We start from the raw sequence: 18,617 nt of genomic DNA on the forward strand, positions 1-18,617 counted from the left end.
AGCGGTGTACCCCCAGTGTCAGTGCCTGTCCACCGTCAGGGGGCCACCATGTGGAAACGTCTCGCGGCACTTGTCGGTGCTGTCTTCTTCCTGGGTGCGCCCGTCGCGTTCGCCGGCGGGCCGACCAGCGTCATCGTCGTCGACCCGTCGACCGCCAAGACGGCTGCGTTGTACAACTCCGATACCGACTACACGGCTTTGATGGCGGCTTTGGGGCCGGATCCGGTGAAGGCCGAGGGGCCTGATCTGCATGCCGCTCCGTCCACCACCGTCACGATCACCTGGTTGGTGCACGACGTCCAGATCTGGCGGACCGACCATGTGTTCATGGACGAGCAGGGCGGACCGTGGGTCGAGACCAGTGAATGGACCGACGGGCCGCCCAATTTCGACCAGCGCGGCGTCGTCCACAAGGCGGCCAACCCGAAGGCGTTGACGGAGTTGCTCAACAACCTGCTGGGCAAGCCGAAGACCGCGGTCGCGGTGAGCGCGCCCGTACCGCCGCCGGCCCCGGTGCGGCCCAGTGGGTTGCAGTGGGGATCTTTGCTGGTGGGGGCGGCGGCCGGTGCGCTCGTTGTGGTGGTGTTCGGCCTGGTACGGCGGGCTACCTCGCGGTGAGGCCTTCTGTGGGTGACAGCAGCCGGTGCTGAGCGCCGCAGGACGGGCACGTCAGGTTCTCGTCGAGCTGGGCCGCGCATCGGCACACCCAGCCTTTCCGCACGCCCGGGTTGCCGACGATGAACGCGTGCGCCGGGACGTCCCGGGTCACCACCGCGCCCGCGCCGACGAAAGCGTTGCGACCGATGGTGGTCCCGCAGACGACGACCACGCCCGCGCCGAGCGTCGCGCCTTCACAGACCATTGTGGACAACAAGGCGCCGCCGGACAGCTTCTGGTGGGCACGCGGACGCATGTCGTTGGTGAACACCACGTTCGGGCCGAGGAAGACGTTGTCCTCGCACGTGACGCCGTTGTACAGCAGGACGTTGTTCTTCACGGTCACGTTGTCGCCGAGGACCACCTGGCTCTCGACGAAAGCCCCGCCGCAGATGTTGCAGTCACGGCCGATCTTGGCGCCAGGAAGCACGTGCGCGAAGGCCCACACTCGGGTTCCTTCGCCGACGTCCTGGGTCTCGCAGAGCGCGTTCGGGTGGACGAAGGTCATCCCAGGGCTCCCACCAGGACTTCGGCGACCCGCTCCTGCTGGGCGCGGGTGATACCGGGGAACATCGGCAGGCTCAGGATCTCACCGGCCAGCTTCTCGGCGTTCGGGAACGAGTCGGCGGTCGCGAACGGCGCGGTCTGGTGGATCGGCGTGGGGTAGTGGATCGCCGCGCCGACGCCGTTCGCCCGCATCGAGTCGTGGACGCGGTCACGGTCCTGCACGCGGACCACGTACAGGTGCCAAACGTGCGTGTTGCCGGGCAGAACCCGAGGCACCACCACGCCAGGCACGTCTGCGAGCAGCGTCTCGTAATACTCCGCAGCCGCAACACGTTGGGCATTCCACACCGACAGCCGCCGCAGCTTCGCGCTCAACACCACGGCTTGCAGCGTGTCCAGGCGGCTGTTGAAGCCAAGAGCACTGTGCACGTACTTCGTCACCGACCCGTGCTGGCTCAGCAGCCGCACCTTCGTCGCGAGCGAGGCGTCATCGGTGGTGACCGCGCCGGCATCGCCATAGGCGCCAAGGTTCTTGCCCGGGTAGAAACTGGTGCCCGCGATGGTGCCGAGCGAGCCGGACACCTTGCCGTGCCGGGTCGCGCCCTGCGACTGGGCGGCGTCCTCGACAACGGGCACGCCCTGGTCCAGCAGGTCCTCGACCGGCGCGATCTGGCCGTAGAGGTGCACGGGCAGGATGGCCTTCGTCCGTTCGGTGATCGCGGCGACAGCGGCCTTGGTGTCAATGAGAAAAGTCTCCGGATCGCAGTCCACCAATACTGGTGTGGCGCCCGCACGAGCGACCGCCTCGGCCGTCGCGATGAACGAGTTGGCCGGCAACACGCACTCGTCGCCGTGCCCCACACCAAGAGCCCGCAACGCCAGTTCCAACGCGTCCGTACCGTTGGCGACACCGACGCAGTGCGCGACTCCGCTGTAGGACGCGTACGCCTCCTCGAAGGCGCCCACCTGTGGGCCGCCGACGAACGCGGTCCTGGCCAGGACCTCGCCCCAGCCGGCGGCGACCTCCTCGGCGATCTCTTCGTGCTGGATGGTCAGATCAACAGGCGGAATCATCGCGCGGTCCTCAGGTCAGCGGTCATGGGGCGAGCCGGAACACCGGCCCACACCTCGTTCGGTGGTACGTCCTCCAGCACGACAGCGCCCATCCCGACCAGCGAATCGTCCCCAATGGACAGTCCTTCACGGACCAGGGCGCCACTGCCGAGATACGCGCACTCCCCCACAGTCACCCCGCCGGCCAACGCGACGCGGGCGGCGAACGTGGCGTAAGAAGCGATCGAGTCGTCGTGCGTGATCGTCACGTGCGGCATGATCACCACGTGCGCGCCGATCGCCTGTGGCGCGGTCACCGCGACGAACGCGAGCACGATCGACCCGTGCCCGATCGTCACGCCTGGCGCGAGGCTGGCGGAAGGGTGGATCACGGTCGCGTAGCGCTCTGCAGGCAGCCTCAGTCGCGCGGCGATCCGACGACGGCTGGTCCGGTCCCGGCTGCTGGCCGTGCACAAGACGACCTGCGCGTCCGGATGCGAGTGGATCACGTCCGTGGATCCCAGCACAGGCAGGCCGTCGATGATCCGGCCGTGTAGATCGGGATTGTCGTCGACGAACCCGAGCACGTCCCGGGACAGTCGGGCGGCGGCCAGGGTCTCCCGGGCAAGGCCGCCGGCACCGACGAGGATCAGCGGGTTCACCGAAGGATCTCGGCGAGCTCGGTGACCACGGTGTCCTGTTCGGACTCGGTCATCTGGTGGAACAACGGCAGGATGAGCGAGCGCTTGGTCAGGCGTTCGGTGACGGGCAGGTCCACCCACGAGTAGGCCGGTTCGAGATGGGACGCCATGATCCCGCGCCGCGCCGAAACCCCACGCGACATCAACGCGCCCAACACGTCCACGACCGTGCCCTCGTACGAGTCCGGCAGCACCACCCAGAACGACTGGTAGTTCGTGGTCCCGTACTCCGGGTCAGCCACCCACCGCAGGCCGTCGATCTCGGCCAGCATCTTGTGGTACCGGTCGGCCAGCTCCCGCCGCCGCGCGATCACCTCGGGCAGCTTCGCCAGCTGCACCAGGCCGATCGCCGCCTGGATGTCGGTCATCCGGAAGTTGAACCCAACCTCTTCGTACTCCTCCAGCTTTACGCCGCCCGACGCGTGGCGGTCGGCCGCGGAGACGCTCATCCCGTGCTCGCGCAGCCGCCGCAGCCGCGCGGCCCAGTCGGCGTTCGACGTCGTCAGCATCCCGCCCTCGCCCGTGGTGAGGAGCTTGCGCGGATGGAACGACCACGCTGCCAGCGAAGCACCCGCGCTCACCGGCACACCCCGGTACGTCGACCCCACGGCGCACGCGGAATCGTGCACCAGCGCCAAGTCCTTCCGGGAACACAGGGCTTCGAGCGCGTCCACATCGAACGGAACGCCACCCTGGTGCACGCCGACGACCGCGGCTGTGCGAGGCGTGACCACGGCGGAGATCGTGTCCGGCGTCAGGTTCCCGGTCATCGGGTCGACGTCGGCGAAAACCGGTGTGGCACCGACGTAACGGGCCGCGTTCGCGGTCGCGATGAACGAGAACGACGGCACGACGACCTCGTCACCCGGGCCGATCCCCAACAAGTGCAACGCCAAATGAAGCGCGGTCGTACACGACGACACGGCGACTCCGTGCGCGGCGCCGAACGCGTCCGCGAATGCCGCTTCGAACGACGCCACGCGCGGCCCCTGGGCGACCCAGCCGGACCGCACCACGTCCGCCGCGGCTTCAGCTTCCTCTTCGCCGAGCCACGGCCGAATGACTGGGATCATCGCTGCGCCCGCCACCACGAGACGAGGGACGCCAGGCCGTCCTCCAGGCCGATCGTCGGCTGCCAGCCCAGGTCACGTTCGGCCGCGCTGATGTCCGCGAGCCGGCGCGTGACGCTGTTCACCGACCGGGCCGGGCCGAACTCAAGGTCCGAAGTGGATCCCATCACCTTCTGCAGCGCCGCCGCGAGCTCCAGCAGCGAGGTCTCGGTGGCGGTGGCGATGTTGTAGACCCGGTCGGTCGCGTCCGCCCGAGCCGCCAGGATGTTGGCCCGTGCGATGTCCTCGACGTGCACGAAGTCCATGGTCTGTTCGCCGTCGCCGAGGACGAGCGGCGACTCGCCGGCCTCGATCCGTTCCATCCACCGGATCAGCACCTCGGTGTACTTGCCGTGCGCGTCCATGCGCGGCCCGTACACGTTGAAGTACCGCAGCGCCACGTAGTCCAGGTCGTGCATGGCCTTGAAGCTGCGCAACATGCCTTCGTTGAAGGCCTTCGCGGCGCCGTAGAACGTGTCGTTGTGGTACGGGTGATGGTCCTCACGGGTCGGGAACGTGTCGGCCAGACCGTAAACCGATGCCGACGAGGAGGCGACGACCTTGGAAACCCCGGCTTCCACAGCGGCTTCGATGATGTTGAAAGTACCGTCGACGAGGACTTCCAACGCGGTCCGCGGCTCGGCGGCGCACCGCGTGATCCGGATGGCCGCGAGGTGGAACACGACGTCCTTGCCGGCGGCGAGCTTGTGCATCAGCGCGACGTCCCGGATGTCGCCTTCGACCAGTTCGACCTTGTCCGGCGCGCGGTCGAAGGCGGACGAGAGGTTGGCCAGCGTGCCGCGGGAAAGGTCGTCCACCACGACCACCTGGCTCGCGCCCGCGTCCAGTGCCTGGTCCACCACGTGCGAACCGATCGTGCCGGCTCCCCCGGTGACCAGGATCCTGGTGTCGGTCAACTCCATCAGACACTTCCTCCGTTCACGGGCACGAACACGCCGCCCGCGGCCAGGCTCGCCGACGCGGCTTCGAGCTGCGCGAGCACCCGCAGCCCCGACCGGCCATCGGTGAGCGGCACACGCTTCTCAGTGATCGCACCGGCGAACTCCGCCATTACGCCTCGCAACGCTTCACCTGTCGGCAACGCGGGCGCAACCATGTCGCCGACGCGGTACGACACCTGGCGCTGCACCGGGTCGTCCGACCAGTCGACGCCGCGGTCGTACACGGCGAGCGGCTGGGTGGGGTCGAGGTCGTTCCACACCGCGGTCCGGCGGGAGCCGCCGATGATGGTGCTCCTGATCTTGGTGGGCGACAACCAGTTCACGTGCGCGTGCGCGATGGCGTCGTTGGACAGCCGCACTGAGATGTACGCGACACAGGCGCGGCCGAGCTGGTGCGGGTCGGTGCCGAGGGCGGCGACGGCGACCGGGGTGACGTCCTTCGGCAGGATCGAGTCCAGGATGGACAGGTCGTGCGGCGCGAGGTCCCAGAGCACGTCGATGTCCGGCTGGACGATCCCCAGGTTGATCCGGACGGAGTCGACGTACTGGATGTCGCCCAGCTCACCGTCTTGGACCAGTTGGCGTAACCGGCGCACCACCGGGGTGTAGCAGAAGGTGTGGTCCAGCATGAGGGTGAGGCCGCGTTCGTCGGCGGCGGTGACCAGCTTCAGGCCGTCCTCGTATGAGGACGCCAAGGGCTTCTCCACCAGCACGTGTTTGCCGGATTCGAGGGCCGCGAGGGCCACTTCGAGGTGGGTGGCGGCCGGGGTCGCGATGGCGACCGCCTCGACCAACGGGTCCGCCAGGGTTTCGGCGAGGGACGAGGTCGCGTGCACCGTGCTGTAGCGGCCCAGCACCGCCTTGGCCCGTTCCACGTCAAGGTCACAGAGCGTCTTCAGGTGGAACTGGGGAGTCGCCTGGATGTTGCGCACCAGGTTCGGGCCCCAGTAGCCCGCTCCGATGACGGCCACGCCAACCATCTGGATCCTCTCGGCTGGTTCTCCTCCTCCCGCGCACCGGGGAGCTATCCTCCGAATCGCGCGGAGGGGCCCCATGCATTACACACGGTTGGGGTGCGATCCCCCACGCTGGTGCTTTCGGGCGTCGGTCCGTTCTTCACCCACCAACCGGCCGGTGATGTCGTCGAGGACCTACTTGGCGTCGTCCGGGTTGGCCGAGTCCAGGCCGTCCCGGTCGGCCCACTCGATCAGTGTGTCCAATGTGTATACCGCGTCGTCGATCCCGGCGTGCAGGTCGCCGAGTTCGGCGAACCGGGCGGGGACGGTCGCGATGGTGAAGTCCCGCGGGTCGACGTCGTCGACCTCGTCCCAGCGGATCGGCGTGGACACCGTGCCCTCCGGGTTGCCGCGGACGGAGTACGCGCTCGCGATGGTGTGGTCGCGGGCGTTCTGGTTGTAGTCCACGAAGAGCATGGCCGGGTCGCGGTCCTTGCGCCACCACGTGGTGGTCACGTCGTCGGGCGCCCGGCGTTCCACCTCCTTGGCGAAGGCCAGCGCCGCGCGGCGGACGTCGGCGAAACCCCACTCGGGCTTGACGCGGACGTAGATGTGCAGCCCGTTGCCACCGGACGTCTTCGGCCAGCCGACCGCGCCCAGCTCGTCCAGGACCTCGTGGGCCACGTGGGCGACCCGACGGACCCGGGAGAACGGGCAGTCCGGCATCGGGTCGAGGTCGATCCGCCACTCGTCCGGCTTCTCGGTGTCGGCCCGCCGCGAGTTCCACGGATGGAACTCCACAGTGGACATCTGCACGGCCCAGACGACGCTCGCCACCTCGGTCACGCACAGTTCGTCGGCGTACCTGTTGTACCGGGGGAAGTGCACCCGGACGGTCTCCAGCCACGGCGGGGCGCCGCCGGGGATCCGTTTCTGGTGGACCTTCTCACCGGCCACACCGGACGGAAAGCGATGCATCATGCACGGCCGGTCGCGCAACGCGCGGACGATGCCGTCACCCACTGCCAGGTAGTAGTTGGCGAGGTCCAGCTTGGTCTCCCCGCGCGCGGCGAAGTACACCCGGTCCGGACTGGAGAGCCGCACGGTCCGGTGCCCGACCTCCAACTCCACCGCATCCTTGGCCATGCGCCCAAACTAGCCGGAAACAAGCACCACCGCAGCAGCCCGCGCGCGCCACGCGGCGTCAGGGTCACCCGTGATGGCGGCGATCGTGATGGCCCCGTCGATCAGCAACAGGATCTGCTCAGCCAACGGCACGTCCTGACACAGCGAGACCAGATAGGCGCGGAGCGCCTTCTTGTGGTGCCTGACGACGCTCATGATGGCGGGCGACCGGGTGCCCATCTCGCCGAACGAGTTGATGAACGCGCACCCGCGGAAGTCAGGTTCCGTGAACCACTCGTACAACCAGTCGAACACCAGGAGAATCTTGGGTCCGTGATGTGCGTCGACGAACTCCGCCAGTCGCCGCCGCCACCGCTCGTCGCGCCGCTCCAGGTAGCCGACGACCAGTGCCTCCTTGGACGGGAACAACTGGTACAGCCGCTTGAGGGACACTCCGGACTCGGTGCGGATGTCGTCCATGCCGACCGCCTGGATCCCCCGCTGGTAGAACAGCGCCTCGGCGGCGTCGAGAACCGCGGTCGTACTCACGGGCAACTCCCTACTGGCGCTGAGAACGTTCGTTCTCTAGCATACGGGAGAACCATCGTTCTCCCCGAGGAGCCGTTCACCATGACCCCAAGGCCGCCACTCCCGCCCTTCGACGAGGACAGCGCGAAGAAGAAGGTCCAAGCGGCGGAGGACGCCTGGAACACCCGGGACCCACACCGGGTGGCCCTGGCCTACACGGAAGACTCGGTGTGGCGGAACAGGGACAGGTTCGTCACCGGCCGCCCCCAGATCGTCGAGTTCCTGACCCAGAAATGGGAACGCGAACTGGACTACGCGCTGCGCAAGGAACTATGGGGCTTCCGCGGAAACCGGATAGCGGTCCGGTTCCAGTACGAATGCCACGACAGCGACGGCCAGTGGTACCGCAGTTACGGAAACGAACTCTGGGAGTTCAGCGACGAGGGCCTGATGCGCCGGCGTGAGGCGAGCATCAACGACCTGAGGATCACCGAAGCGGACCGGAGAATCTTCGGCCCGCGGCCGGAGAGCGAATACGGGGTCACCTTCCCCGTTCAGTAGTGATTTTCCGACATGGCGTATTCCCAGTGACGCTTCGGATTGCTCCATTCGGATTGTTGTTGTAGCGGTGACGTGCTGTTCGGCGACTGCCAAGAAAGGAAATGGTGGCCGGCGGACAGGGGTGGGTCGTGCGTTCTTGGTGGCGGAGGGTCGCGACCGTCGGCGTTCTCGCGTTGGTCGCGAGCGTGCCCGCGGTAAGTGTGGGAGTGGCGCGGGCGGTCTCGGCGACGCCAGCTGTGTCGGCGGTGACGCCGGCTTCCGGCGTACCGACCGGCGGCACCATGGTGACCGTCGTGGGCAGCGGGTTCGGCGACGTGCTGGAGGTCCGGTTCGGCGATCGCCCGGCCACCGCGGTCACGGTGGCGTCGGACACCACGCTCACGGCGGTGGCGCCAGCGGGCACCGGGACCGTCGGCGTGACGGTCCGTACCGCGGACACAGTGAGCACGGGATCCGTGAACTACACCTACCGTTCAGGCTCGCGGTACACCCCGATGGCGCCGGTTCGGGTCCTGGATACGCGAGACGGCACTGGAGCCCGACGCGGTCCCGTGGGGCCACAAGGAAGTATCGAACTCGACCTGTCCGCACGCGTCCCCACAACAGCCACCGCAGTCGTCCTGAACCTGACCGGAACAGACGTCACCGCACCAACATTCGTCACCGCATGGCCTGCCGCGCAACCCCGCCCCTGGGCGTCGAACCTCAACCTCGTGCCCGGACAGATCGCCCCGAACCTGGTGACCGTGGCAGTGACTTCGGGCCGGCTGGCGTTGTTCAACGACAGCGGAACCGTCGACCTGGTGGCCGATCTCAACGGTTACTACTCAGTTGATTCTCCCGACTCGTTCACCGCGATGGCGCCGGTTCGTGTTCTGGACACGCGAGATGGCACGGGCGCGCGGCGAGGTCCGTTGGGACCACAAGGAAGTATCGAACTCGACCTGTCCGCACGCGTCCCCACAACAGCCACCGCGGTTGTGCTGAACCTGACCGGAACAGACGTCACCGCACCAACATTCGTCACCGCATGGCCGGCTGGACAATCGCGTCCCCTGGCGTCGAACCTCAATCTGACAACAGGACAGATCGCACCGAACCTCGTGACAGTCGCGGTGACCGCCGGCCGGCTGCGATTGTTCAACGACAGTGGAACCGTCGACCTGGTGGCGGACCTGGCCGGTTTCTACGATCCCGGGTCCGGTGCGTCGTTCACGCCGATGTCCCCACGGCGAATGCTCGACACGCGCGACGGCACCGGTGTGCCGGCGGGACCGGTGCCTGGCGACGGTGTGGTGTCGCTTGACCTGTCCGCCGCGCTCGCCCCTGACGCCACAGCGGCCGCGCTGAACATCACCGCTACGGACGTCGCCGTCGGCACGTACGTCACGGCCTGGCCGCATGGCGCGGATCGGCCTTTGGCGTCGACGCTCAACCCGGCGGCCGGCCAGACCGCGCCGAACCTCACCGCGGTGGCCACCGGGACCGGCACGGTCGTCGATCTGTACAACAACCTGGGGAGCGTCGACCTGATCGCCGACCTCGCCGGGTACTTCGTGCCCGACATCAGCGCCGGGCGTACCTCGGTCGTGCCGCAGACCACCACTCGGACACCCGCCGCCGACCAGGTCCTCGGCGTCACGGGCGACCCGACCGGCCAGCAACAAACCGTGCTCGCGGCGGGAACGAACGTACCCGCGGTAGGTGGCCACCTGGCCGTTCCCGCCACCGGCAACGCCCCCAACGGCGTGCTCGGCAACGTCACCGCCGTCGCGCCTCAGTCGGACGGCACCACTGTGGTCACGACCACTTCCGCCCCGCTCGACGACGTCTACTCCACCTACGCGGTGACGGCCGACACCGACCTGACCGACGACGACGTCTCCCTCGTCCAGCCCGCGGCGCGAGCCGCCACCCCCGGCACGCCGTTCAAGCTGAACCTGGCCAAGACGAACTTCAGCTGCACGGGCAGCGGCGGCGGCCCGACCATCACGCTGGCCGCCGACCTCACCCGCATGCATGTGCAGTTCAACCTCGACATCTGGCAGCCGTCCATCCACTTCCTGCTCGACCTGCATCCGGTGTTCGACCTGAACATCGGGTTCACCGGCCAGCTCACCTGCACGCTCTCCGGCGGCTCGCTGCTGCGGGCGCGGATCCCGATCGCCGCCACCCCGCCGATCGACCTGACCGTCAAACCGGTGATCACCCTCACCGCGTCCGGGCAGGTCGGGGTCAACTTCCGCTGGGAGCCCAGCCTGGTCCTCGGGTTCGACCGCAGCCCGCGGGTCAACCAGGACGTGCACTCCTTCGGCAGCACCGGCAGTGTCGGGGTGACCGGCAACGCGTCCTTCGAGGTGTTCACCGGGCTGTCCGCGGAGATCTCCCTGGCCGGCGGACGGGCCGGGGTCAGCGGCGACCTCGGTCCGGTGTTCACCGGCCAGATCGACACCCGTGGCTGCCGTGTCGTGGACGCCGCCCTGCGCGCCCAGTTGTCCGCGTTCGCCGACGTGTTCGTCAAACACTGGACGTTCGCCCTGGCCAAGGGCACTTTCGCGAGTACCCGGATCGCCGACAGCTGCCGCCCGGGTCTTCGCTCCTGGGGAACCAACTACGCCGGCCAACTCGGCACGGGTGTCACCGGCGGCCGAAGCACGGCTCCGGTGGCGGTCACGCTGCCTGACGGCGTGATCGACACCTCGGGCGCGGTCGCGTTGCGTTCCGACTCGACCGTGTGGACCTGGGGTTCCAACTATCAGGGCGAACTTGGCCGTACCCCGGTCGGCGATCCGTCGCCCACCCCGGCAAAGGTGTTCGGCATCCTCGGCGCCACGGCGGTCACCTCAGGCACGTTCACCAACTACGCACTGCGTTCCGACCGCACGGTCTGGGCGTGGGGCAGTGACGGCCAAGGTGAACTGGGCCACGGCAGATCCGGACCACGGTCGGTCACACCCGTGCGAATACCTGGCCTCACCGACGTCGTGGCCGTCGCCGCGGACAGCTTCCGCGCGTTCGCCCTGCGCGCCGACGGCACCGTGTGGGGTTGGGGCTGGCTGCCCGGCGGGCTCGCCGGAGTCGCGTGCGACTACCCGTCCTCCTGCTACTACCCACCGACCCGGATCCCCGGCCTGTCCGGTGTCACCGGTCTGGCCACCGCCGGACTGACCGCGTACGCCGTCAAGAGCGACGGGACGGTCTGGGCCTGGGGCGCCAACCTGTACGGCGCGCTGGGCACCGGCAACCCGAATGAGTCGCCGAGCACCCCGGTCCGGGTCGCCGGCCTGAGCAACATCCGGCAGGTCGCCGCAGGCGAGTACACCGGCTTCGCGCTGGGTGCCGACGGCACGGTGTGGGCCTGGGGCAACAACGAAGGCGGCGCCCTCGGCACCGGGTCCTGGTGCGACGAGTGCTTCTCCGCCACCCCGGCCCGGGTCGGCGGCCTCAACTCGGTCACCGCCATCGCCGCTGGCGGCTACGGCACGCTCGGCTGGAACGCGTCCATCTACAACTTCGGCCTCGCCCAGCGATCCGACGGGACCGTCTGGAGCTGGGGCGACAACGACTCCGGACAGCTGGGCAACGGCACGTACTGCCCAGACAGCACCCACTGCCCACAGGCCGCCGCCCGCGTCCCCAGCCTGTCCCGAATCGCCAAGGTCTCCGCGAAGGGACCGAACGCCTACGCGCTCGTCACCGGCTAGTCGTCCGGCAGAAGGGGGACCTCGATTCCGGGGTCCTTCCCCAGTAACACCGCCCGGGTCAGCGCCTTCGTCCCGTACTTGCCGTGCACCGAGTCCACGGCCTTGTCCAGGGCGCTGTGGATGATCTCGTCGAACGGCAGCATCATCTGCACCGAGTCGGCGTCGTCGAGGTTGCCGACCGCGATGCCGACCAGGGTCAGGCCCTGCTCGTCGATCAACGGCATCGCCTTGGCCACCAGCCCCCGCAGGGCGCCGAGGATCTCCTCGGTGACAGCGGTGGGTTCGGCCAGGGTGTGCGACCTGGACGCCCGGGTGAAGTCCTCGAACCTCAGCCGCAGCATCACGGTCCGGCCGACCCGGTTGGCTGTCCGCATCCGGTGGGTGACCCGGTCGACCAGGCCGACCACCACCGCGTCCACCGCGTCGGGAGTGACCGCCATCCGGCCGAGGGCCCGCTGGGCGCCCACGGACCTGCGGCGACGCCCGACCTGGACCGGCCGGGGGTCGTGGTTGTGCGCCAGGCCGAAGAGGTGCCGGCCCAGGTGCCGGCCGAGGATGGACTTGAGCATCGACTCGGACAGTTCGGCGACGTCCCCGACCTTCACGATCCCGTGCGAGTGGAGTTTGGCCGCGGTGACCCGGCCAACTCCCCACAGCCGTTCCACTTCGAGGGGGTGCAGGAAGGCCAGCTCCCGGTCGGGCGGCACCACCAGCAGTCCGTCCGGTTTGGCCACGCCGCTGGCCACCTTGGCCAGGAACTTGGTGCGGGCCACGCCGACCGTGATCGGCAGGCCGACCCGGTCAAGCACCTCCTGGCGCAGGCGGGCCGCGATCTGGGCCGGCGTTCCCGCGATCTTCGCCAGGCCGCCGACGTCCAGGAACGCCTCGTCGATTGACAGGCCCTCCACCAGGGGTGTCGTGTCCCGGAACACCTCGAACACGGCTTTGCTCGCCGCCGAGTACGCCGACATCCTGGGCGGCACGACCACCGCGTGCGGACAGAGATACCGGGCTCGGGCGCCGCCCATCGCCGTCTTGATCCCGTACGCCTTGGCCTCGTAGCTGGCCGCGAGCACGACGCCGCCACCCACGATCACCGGCCGCCCGCGCAGCTGTGGGTCGTCGCGCTGCTCCACCGACGCGTAGAACGCGTCCAGGTCAGCGTGCAAGATCGTCGCCTCCGACACGAACATATGTTCGCATCTTCGGAGTGTCGTGCAAACCGGTCATCGGGGCACCGATGAGTTTCCCGGCCGCCCGTCGTTGTACCTGGTAGAAACCCGGACAGGCCGATTCCTGAGGAGCAAGCTGTGGACTGGAAGCTCGAACTCGTCATCATGCCCGTGACCGACGTGGACCGCGCCAAGAAGTTCTACGCCGACCAGATGGGGTTCACCGTGGACGTGGACTTCAGCTCCGGGCCGTCGTTCCGGATCGTCCAGCTCACCCCGCGCGGCTCGGCCTGTTCGATCACCCTGATGGCGAAGCCCGAGGCGGCCGGCTCGGTGCAGGCGTTGCACCTGGTCGTGTCCGACATCGAGGCGGCCCGCGCCGAGCTGGTCGAGCGCGGTGTCGACGTGAGCGAACTGTTCCACCACGGCGACGGCGGCGCCGAGGTGACCGGGCCGCACCCGGAGCGGATCAAGTTCGGCACGTACATGTCCTTCAGCGACCCGGACGGCAACGGCTGGCTGATCCAGGAGGTCCCGGCGGAGTGACCGCCCCGGATCTCGAGCCGCACCGGCGCGAGCTGCACGTGCACTGCTATCGCATGCTCGCGTCGTTCCACGAGGCCGAGGACGCCGTGCAGGAGACGTTCGTCCGGGCGTTGCGCGGGTGGGACGGCTTCGAAAAGGGAGCGTTCCGGGCGTGGCTGTACCGGATCGCGACGAACGTGTGCCTGGACATGATCCGGCGGGACGGCCGCCAGGTGACCACGCTGACCTCGTTCACCGAAGTGCCGTGGCTGCAACCGTTCCCGGACCGGATGCTGCCCAGGGACGAGGAGCCGGACTCGGTCGCGGTCCGCCGGGAGACGATCGAGCTGGCGTTCGTCGCGGCCATGCAGGTCCTGCCCGCCAGGCAACGGGCCGCGTTCGTGGCGCGGGACGTCCTCGGCTGGTCGGCCAAGGAGACTGCGGCCATGCTGGAGATCAGCGTGGCCGCGGCGAACAGCGCGGTGCAACGGGCCCGCGCGACCATGCAGGAGAGACTGCCGGCCAACCGTTCCGAATGGTCCACATCGGAACTGAGCGACGAGGAACAGGGCGTCCTCGCCGCGTTCATCGACGCCCACGAGCGGTTCGACGTGCCGGCGATGGTCTCGATCGCCGCGCGGGACCTGCGGATCACCATGCCGCCGAACGGGATCCGCTGGCAGGGCCTGGCGGAGATCGAGCCGAAGCTGCGGCGCGCCTTCGTCGACCAGCCGGACGGCGACTGGCGGCTGGTGCCGACGATGGCCAACCGGATGCCGACCGCCGCGAGCTACCTGCGGCAACCCGGCGACACCCTGTTCCGGATCTTCAAGTTCGACGTCCTGCGGGTCGAGCACGGCCGGATCGCGGAGATCACCACGTTCGGCCCGGCCGCCGTGATCGCCGCGTTCGACCTGCCGCGCATCCTGGAATGATGCGTTCCGTGCAACCGTTGCGGACAGTCCGGGCGACCCGCTATGTCACGCCGCTGCGTGAAGGCGGGTCGCTGCCGGGCCTGATCGAAGCCGACGACCTGGGCATGTACGTGCTGAAGTTCCGGGGCGCCGGGCAGGGTGTCAAGGCGTTGACCGCCGAGGTGATCGTCGGTGAGCTGGCCCGGCGGCTCGGCTTCCGCGTCCCCGAGATCGTGCTGGTCGACCTGGACCCGGACCTGGCTCGGAACGAACCCGACCAGGAGGTCCAGGAACTGCTGGCCAACAGCGGCGGGATCAACCTGGGCCTCGACTACCTGCCCGGCGCGTTCGACTTCAACCCGGTGGTCCGCGACCCCGGCCCGGACCTGGCCGCCCGCCTGCTGTGGCTGGACGCGCTCGTGCTCAACGTGGACCGGAGCTGGCGCAACCCGAACCTGCTGCTGTGGCACAAGGACGTGTGGCTGATCGACCACGGCGCGTCGCTGTACTTCCACCACGGCTGGGGCCCCGACTGGCGGCCGGCGGACACCTACCGGTTCGATCCGAAAGACCACGTCATGCTGCCGGCCGCCGGCCCGATCCCCACGTCCGTCGACGTACCGGCGGGCATGCTCGCCGAGGTGCTCGCCCTGGTCCCGGACGAGTGGCTCGACGGGGACCGGACGCGGTACACGAGGTTCTTCGAGTCGCGGCTGGCGAACGCGCCGCGGTGGATCGAGGCGTTGGAGGCCGCACGTGCCGCACGCGTTTGAGTACGCCCTGCTCCGAGCGGTCCCCAGGCAGGAACGCGGCGAGTCCATGAACGTCGGCGTGCTGCTGTACTGCGCCGACAAGAAGTTCCTGCACTGCCGGACCCACGTCGACGAGAACCGCCTGCGCGCCCTGGATCCCAGGATCGACATGGACCTCCTGCGGGACAGCCTCCGCCTGTGGTGCGGCGCCTGCGACGGCTCAACAACCGCCCCGATCACGGAAACCACGCTGGGCCAACGGTTCCGCTGGCTGACCGCACCGAAGAGCACCCTGCTGCAGACATCCCCCGCGCACACCGGCTTCACCGAGGACCCGCAACGCGAACTCGACCACTTGTGGGAAACCCTCGTCGCCACAGTTGGTTAGTCGGCGAGGCCGCCAGCTCGGCGTAAGGCGCGGAGGGCGGCGGCTTGTTCTTGGGTTATGCCGGATTCGCGTTGTTCCACGGCTTCGGTTGGGGTCAGGCCCGCGCCTATCCAGTCGGCTACCTCGTCGAAAGGGATGCCGGTGCGCCACCACTGCTCGATGACGTCCATGGGTTCGCCGAGGTCTTTGGTCTCCGGTGGGGTCAGGCCGAGGCGCATCCAGATCTTCGCGTCGCTGTGCTGGATGCCGAGTTTGGCCCAGGTCAGGGCTTCGTCGTCGGTCCAGTTCGACTGCAGGTAGCCGGCGAGTACGTGCGCGGGCACGCCGCTTTGCAGGAAGTGCTGGTAGCGCTCCTGGATGGGGGAGTACTTCATCGTGGCGGAGAGCTGTTGGCGTTGCTGGAACGCTGATTCGGGGCCACGGCCCTGTTTTGTGGCTTCGCGGGCTTTCGCCAGGTTGTAGCCGAACTCGTGCCAGCGGACCGCTTGGCTCGCTGTGATGCCGGCTTCGGTCCAGTCACCGACGGTCTGCGGGGTGACTGTCGCCGCGCTCCACTGCGCCGCCGTCAGTGCGTCGGCGACACCTGCCTTGCGCCATTCAAGCGCTTCGCGGAGCTGGAAGTTCCAGCGGCGCCAGTTCATCGCGTCCACCCGTCGGATCCCGGCCGCGAGCCACGCGGTGAGCTCTTCGGGGTCGTCGTCGCCGTTGAAACGCCTCATCGCGCCACTGTCTCCGGGTCGATCAGCACGGATGTCGCCCAGCTCGGGACCGTCCCGGCCGGGTCCATCAGCCCCACGACGACCTTGGCCCGCGGCGGCTTCGGCCACGGTGTGTGCCCGTCGGTGAGGACCAGGATCAGATCGGGTCTGGGCCGCAACTCCGCCGCGGCCTTGATGCCCGCGCCCATGTCGGTGCCGCCGCCGCCCAGGAGCTTCACCTCGTGCGCGTTCAGAACTCGTTGCGCCGCATAGGCTTTGGCGTCACAGCAGACGACGTGCAGCCGGTTGCGGGCGACCCCGAGGCTGTTGAGCAGTCCGGCGACTTCGCCGAGGATCTGGGCGAGCATGCCGTCGCTCATGCTGCCCGACGTGTCGATCACCACCGCGACGGTCGGCAGCGGCTGCCGCAGGCTCGGCAGGATCACGTCCGGCCGTTGCCGACGGGACGGCCTGCGGTACGTGAAGTCGACCCGGCCGGCGATCTCCGCGATTCCGCGCCGTACCGCGGACCGCAGCACCTGTCGCCAGTTGACCACGGGGTCGAGCACCTCGTCGGCCCAACGTTGCCAGCCGGACGGGATGTCGCCCCGGGACCGGTGGTGGTCCTTGATCCGGCGGGCCACGTCCTGGGCGATGAGTCTGGCGCTGATCGAGGACACCCCGGGCCGATCACAGTTCCATGGCCGCGACTGGCCGTCGGCGCCGGTGCCGCAGTCGGACGACTGGGGTGGTTCCGGGAGCTTCTCCCAGTACTGCTCGGCGATCCACCCGTCCGGCAGGTTCAGTTTCGTCGGGGTGATCGCCTGGTCCGGCACGGTGAGCGCGTCGGTGTGCAGGTCGTCGTTGATCTCCGCGTCGCCGGCCACGTTCCACCTGCGTGGGTGCCCGCCCGGGTACCGGTCGCCGTGGTGCCGCAGCAGGTGCGTGACCTGGTGCAGCAGCCAGAACCCGATCGCCGGGACCTCCGTCTCGGCCACCACACGCGGGTCCACGTAGATGTGCCATGCCTTGTCGGTGGGGAACGCGCTCAGGTCGTACTTGCCCTCGTCCTCGAAGACCGGCTCCAGCGCGAGCATCGCGGACGCGAGATACGGAGCTTGCCGCGCGGCCCACACCCGCGCGGCGGCCCATTTCTGGCGGATCTCAGCTTCCATCCGGCATCAGTCCAGCCGCCTTGAGGATCGGCGTCAGATGCAGCACCTCCGGCGGAAGTGCCGCGCCTCGCGGACGGTTCGCCGCCAACGACTGGGCCACCAGCGTCGCCACGTCCGGCGCCGCCTTGGTGGCCTTCGCCAGCACCCGCCAGGCCGCTGTCCACGATGCCGCGTCCCCGTGCGTGATCGCCACCGACGCGACCGCGGTCAGCGCGGCGAACGCGCGGTCGCTGCGCTCCGGGAGCTGGAACGAGTCCGGGTCGGCCAGCACGGCCTCCGGGTCCGGCAGGTCGGCGTGGGCCAGCCAGGACAGGAACTCGATGCCGGGCCCTTCGCCGACCGCGCCGGTCACGAGTGCGGCCCGGACGTCCTCGTTGGCGCCGATGGTGTCGCAGGTTGCCAGGAGCACGGCGACGGTCTCCCAACTGCGCGGGCTCGGCCAGCCCTTGCCGGCTTTGGCCGCGACCGTCGGGACTTGCAGCACGAGCGCCGGCCGCACTTTCAGGAACGCGGCCACAGCCGCTCTCGACGTGACCAGCCGCGCCGGATCCGGTCCTTGGTAGTTCAGCGGTTCCGGCTTGGGAAACCCGACCGCCAAGCCGTTCGCGACCGCCTTCGCGTCCACCGGCCAGTCCAGGTGCACGAGCCGGTTGGCCAGTGGCGGCGCCAGATCCCAGCCGTCGGCGGCCTGCTCGGGCGGGTTGGCGGCGGCCACCACGCGGACCCCGGGCGGCAGTTCGAGATCGCCGACGACCCGTTCCAGCACGATCCGGAGCATCGCGGCCTGGACCGCGGGCGGCGCGGTGGTGAGTTCGTCGAGGAAAAGCAGTCCCTCGCCGGCGTCCGCCAGCCGACGCGCCCACACCGGCGCGGCCAGCCGCACGTCACCGCCGACGACCACGGGTAAGCCGGCGAAGTCGGTCGGCTCCCGGATGGACCCGACCACCACCTCGACCGGCCATCCGAACGACTCGCCCAACGCCCGCACGACGGACGTCTTGCCCGTCCCCGGGCTGCCCCACAGCAGGACGGGGACACCCGCGGCGACCGAAGCCACCAGCGCGGAGTGTGCGACGGAAACATCCACTGTCTCACCCCTACCTGTCCCCTGCGCACCACAGTACGCCGGA

At 69.0% G+C, this 18,617-nt stretch carries 19 protein-coding genes; 7 read left to right on the forward strand and 12 right to left on the reverse strand.

What is annotated here, in order from left to right; genetic code table 11:
- Positions 1-48 precede the first annotated feature (48 nt).
- On the forward strand, positions 49-618 hold the full coding sequence (locus tag EV192_RS12725) for a hypothetical protein (protein ID WP_132114621.1): 570 nt from the start codon (positions 49-51) through the stop codon (positions 616-618).
- On the opposite strand, the gene EV192_RS12730 is transcribed toward EV192_RS12725, so the two are convergent.
- The 8 genes from EV192_RS12730 to EV192_RS12765 form a co-directional block, all read right to left on the reverse strand.
- A complete protein-coding gene (locus EV192_RS12730; protein WP_132114623.1) occupies positions 605-1,165 on the reverse strand; it encodes an acyltransferase in 561 nt (186 codons plus the stop codon). The genes EV192_RS12725 and EV192_RS12730 overlap by 14 nt on opposite strands.
- A complete protein-coding gene (locus EV192_RS12735; protein ID WP_132114625.1) occupies positions 1,162-2,238 on the reverse strand; it encodes a DegT/DnrJ/EryC1/StrS family aminotransferase in 1,077 nt (358 codons plus the stop codon). Before EV192_RS12735 ends, EV192_RS12730 begins: the two co-directional genes overlap by 4 nt.
- A complete protein-coding gene (locus EV192_RS12740; protein ID WP_132114627.1) occupies positions 2,235-2,879 on the reverse strand; it encodes a NeuD/PglB/VioB family sugar acetyltransferase in 645 nt (214 codons plus the stop codon). Before EV192_RS12740 ends, EV192_RS12735 begins: the two co-directional genes overlap by 4 nt.
- On the reverse strand, positions 2,876-3,991 hold the full coding sequence (locus tag EV192_RS12745) for a DegT/DnrJ/EryC1/StrS family aminotransferase (RefSeq protein WP_132114629.1): 1,116 nt from the start codon (positions 3,989-3,991) through the stop codon (positions 2,876-2,878). Before EV192_RS12745 ends, EV192_RS12740 begins: the two co-directional genes overlap by 4 nt.
- Positions 3,988-4,950, reverse strand: a complete 963-nt coding sequence (locus tag EV192_RS12750; RefSeq protein ID WP_132114631.1) for an NAD-dependent epimerase/dehydratase family protein — start codon at positions 4,948-4,950, stop codon at positions 3,988-3,990. The genes EV192_RS12745 and EV192_RS12750 overlap by 4 nt, the downstream gene beginning before the upstream one ends.
- A complete protein-coding gene (locus EV192_RS12755) occupies positions 4,950-5,969 on the reverse strand; it encodes a Gfo/Idh/MocA family protein (protein ID WP_243726797.1) in 1,020 nt (339 codons plus the stop codon). Before EV192_RS12755 ends, EV192_RS12750 begins: the two co-directional genes overlap by 1 nt.
- Positions 5,970-6,140: 171 nt before the next feature.
- Positions 6,141-7,091: a non-homologous end-joining DNA ligase gene (ligD, locus tag EV192_RS12760; RefSeq protein ID WP_132114635.1), complete on the reverse strand. Its 951-nt coding sequence runs from the start codon at positions 7,089-7,091 to the stop codon at positions 6,141-6,143.
- A 9-nt stretch (positions 7,092-7,100) separates the two neighbouring features.
- The gene (locus EV192_RS12765) at positions 7,101-7,619 is read right to left on the reverse strand and encodes a TetR/AcrR family transcriptional regulator (RefSeq protein ID WP_243726798.1); all 519 of its coding nucleotides are present in this window, start codon (positions 7,617-7,619) and stop codon (positions 7,101-7,103) included.
- An 81-nt stretch (positions 7,620-7,700) separates the two neighbouring features.
- Between EV192_RS12765 and EV192_RS12770 the strand changes: the two genes are divergently transcribed.
- A complete protein-coding gene (locus tag EV192_RS12770) occupies positions 7,701-8,159 on the forward strand; it encodes a nuclear transport factor 2 family protein (protein ID WP_132114639.1) in 459 nt (152 codons plus the stop codon).
- 128 nt (positions 8,160-8,287) lie between these two features.
- Positions 8,288-11,863: an RCC1 domain-containing protein gene (locus EV192_RS12775; protein WP_165960357.1), complete on the forward strand. Its 3,576-nt coding sequence runs from the start codon at positions 8,288-8,290 to the stop codon at positions 11,861-11,863.
- On the opposite strand, the gene dinB is transcribed toward EV192_RS12775, so the two are convergent.
- Positions 11,860-13,056, reverse strand: coding sequence for a DNA polymerase IV (dinB, locus tag EV192_RS12780; RefSeq protein WP_132114643.1), 1,197 nt, complete (start codon positions 13,054-13,056; stop codon positions 11,860-11,862). The two genes, EV192_RS12775 and dinB, sit on opposite strands and share 4 nt — an antisense overlap.
- A 117-nt stretch (positions 13,057-13,173) precedes the next feature.
- Here dinB and EV192_RS12785 point away from each other — a divergent pair, with 117 nt between their 5' ends.
- The 4 genes from EV192_RS12785 to EV192_RS12800 are packed head-to-tail and all read left to right on the forward strand — an operon-like array spanning position 13,174 to position 15,614.
- Complete coding sequence (locus EV192_RS12785; protein WP_132114645.1) at positions 13,174-13,581, forward strand: VOC family protein; 408 nt, start codon at positions 13,174-13,176, stop codon at positions 13,579-13,581.
- The gene (locus EV192_RS12790; protein WP_132114647.1) at positions 13,578-14,495 is read left to right on the forward strand and encodes an RNA polymerase subunit sigma-70; all 918 of its coding nucleotides are present in this window, start codon (positions 13,578-13,580) and stop codon (positions 14,493-14,495) included. Before EV192_RS12785 ends, EV192_RS12790 begins: the two co-directional genes overlap by 4 nt.
- Positions 14,495-15,247, forward strand: coding sequence for a HipA family kinase (locus EV192_RS12795; RefSeq protein WP_132114649.1), 753 nt, complete (start codon positions 14,495-14,497; stop codon positions 15,245-15,247). Before EV192_RS12790 ends, EV192_RS12795 begins: the two co-directional genes overlap by 1 nt.
- Entirely contained in the window at positions 15,231-15,614 is a 384-nt protein-coding gene (locus EV192_RS12800) for a DUF3037 domain-containing protein (RefSeq protein WP_132114651.1), read from the forward strand. The genes EV192_RS12795 and EV192_RS12800 overlap by 17 nt, the downstream gene beginning before the upstream one ends.
- On the opposite strand, the gene EV192_RS12805 is transcribed toward EV192_RS12800, so the two are convergent.
- From EV192_RS12805 to EV192_RS12815, 3 genes are read right to left on the reverse strand one after another with little or no spacing between them, the layout of a single operon-like run.
- Positions 15,611-16,333 (reverse strand): hypothetical protein, encoded by a 723-nt coding sequence (locus EV192_RS12805; protein WP_132114653.1) that lies wholly within the window; start codon positions 16,331-16,333, stop codon positions 15,611-15,613. The genes EV192_RS12800 and EV192_RS12805 overlap by 4 nt on opposite strands.
- Entirely contained in the window at positions 16,330-17,487 is a 1,158-nt protein-coding gene (locus tag EV192_RS12810) for a vWA domain-containing protein (RefSeq protein ID WP_132114655.1), read from the reverse strand. The genes EV192_RS12805 and EV192_RS12810 overlap by 4 nt, the downstream gene beginning before the upstream one ends.
- Positions 17,477-18,574, reverse strand: coding sequence for an ATP-binding protein (locus EV192_RS12815; RefSeq protein WP_207926000.1), 1,098 nt, complete (start codon positions 18,572-18,574; stop codon positions 17,477-17,479). The genes EV192_RS12810 and EV192_RS12815 overlap by 11 nt, the downstream gene beginning before the upstream one ends.
- Positions 18,575-18,617 lie beyond the last annotated feature (43 nt).

Source organism: Actinocrispum wychmicini, assembly GCF_004345645.1.
Taxonomy (GTDB): domain Bacteria; phylum Actinomycetota; class Actinomycetes; order Mycobacteriales; family Pseudonocardiaceae; genus Kibdelosporangium; species Kibdelosporangium wychmicini.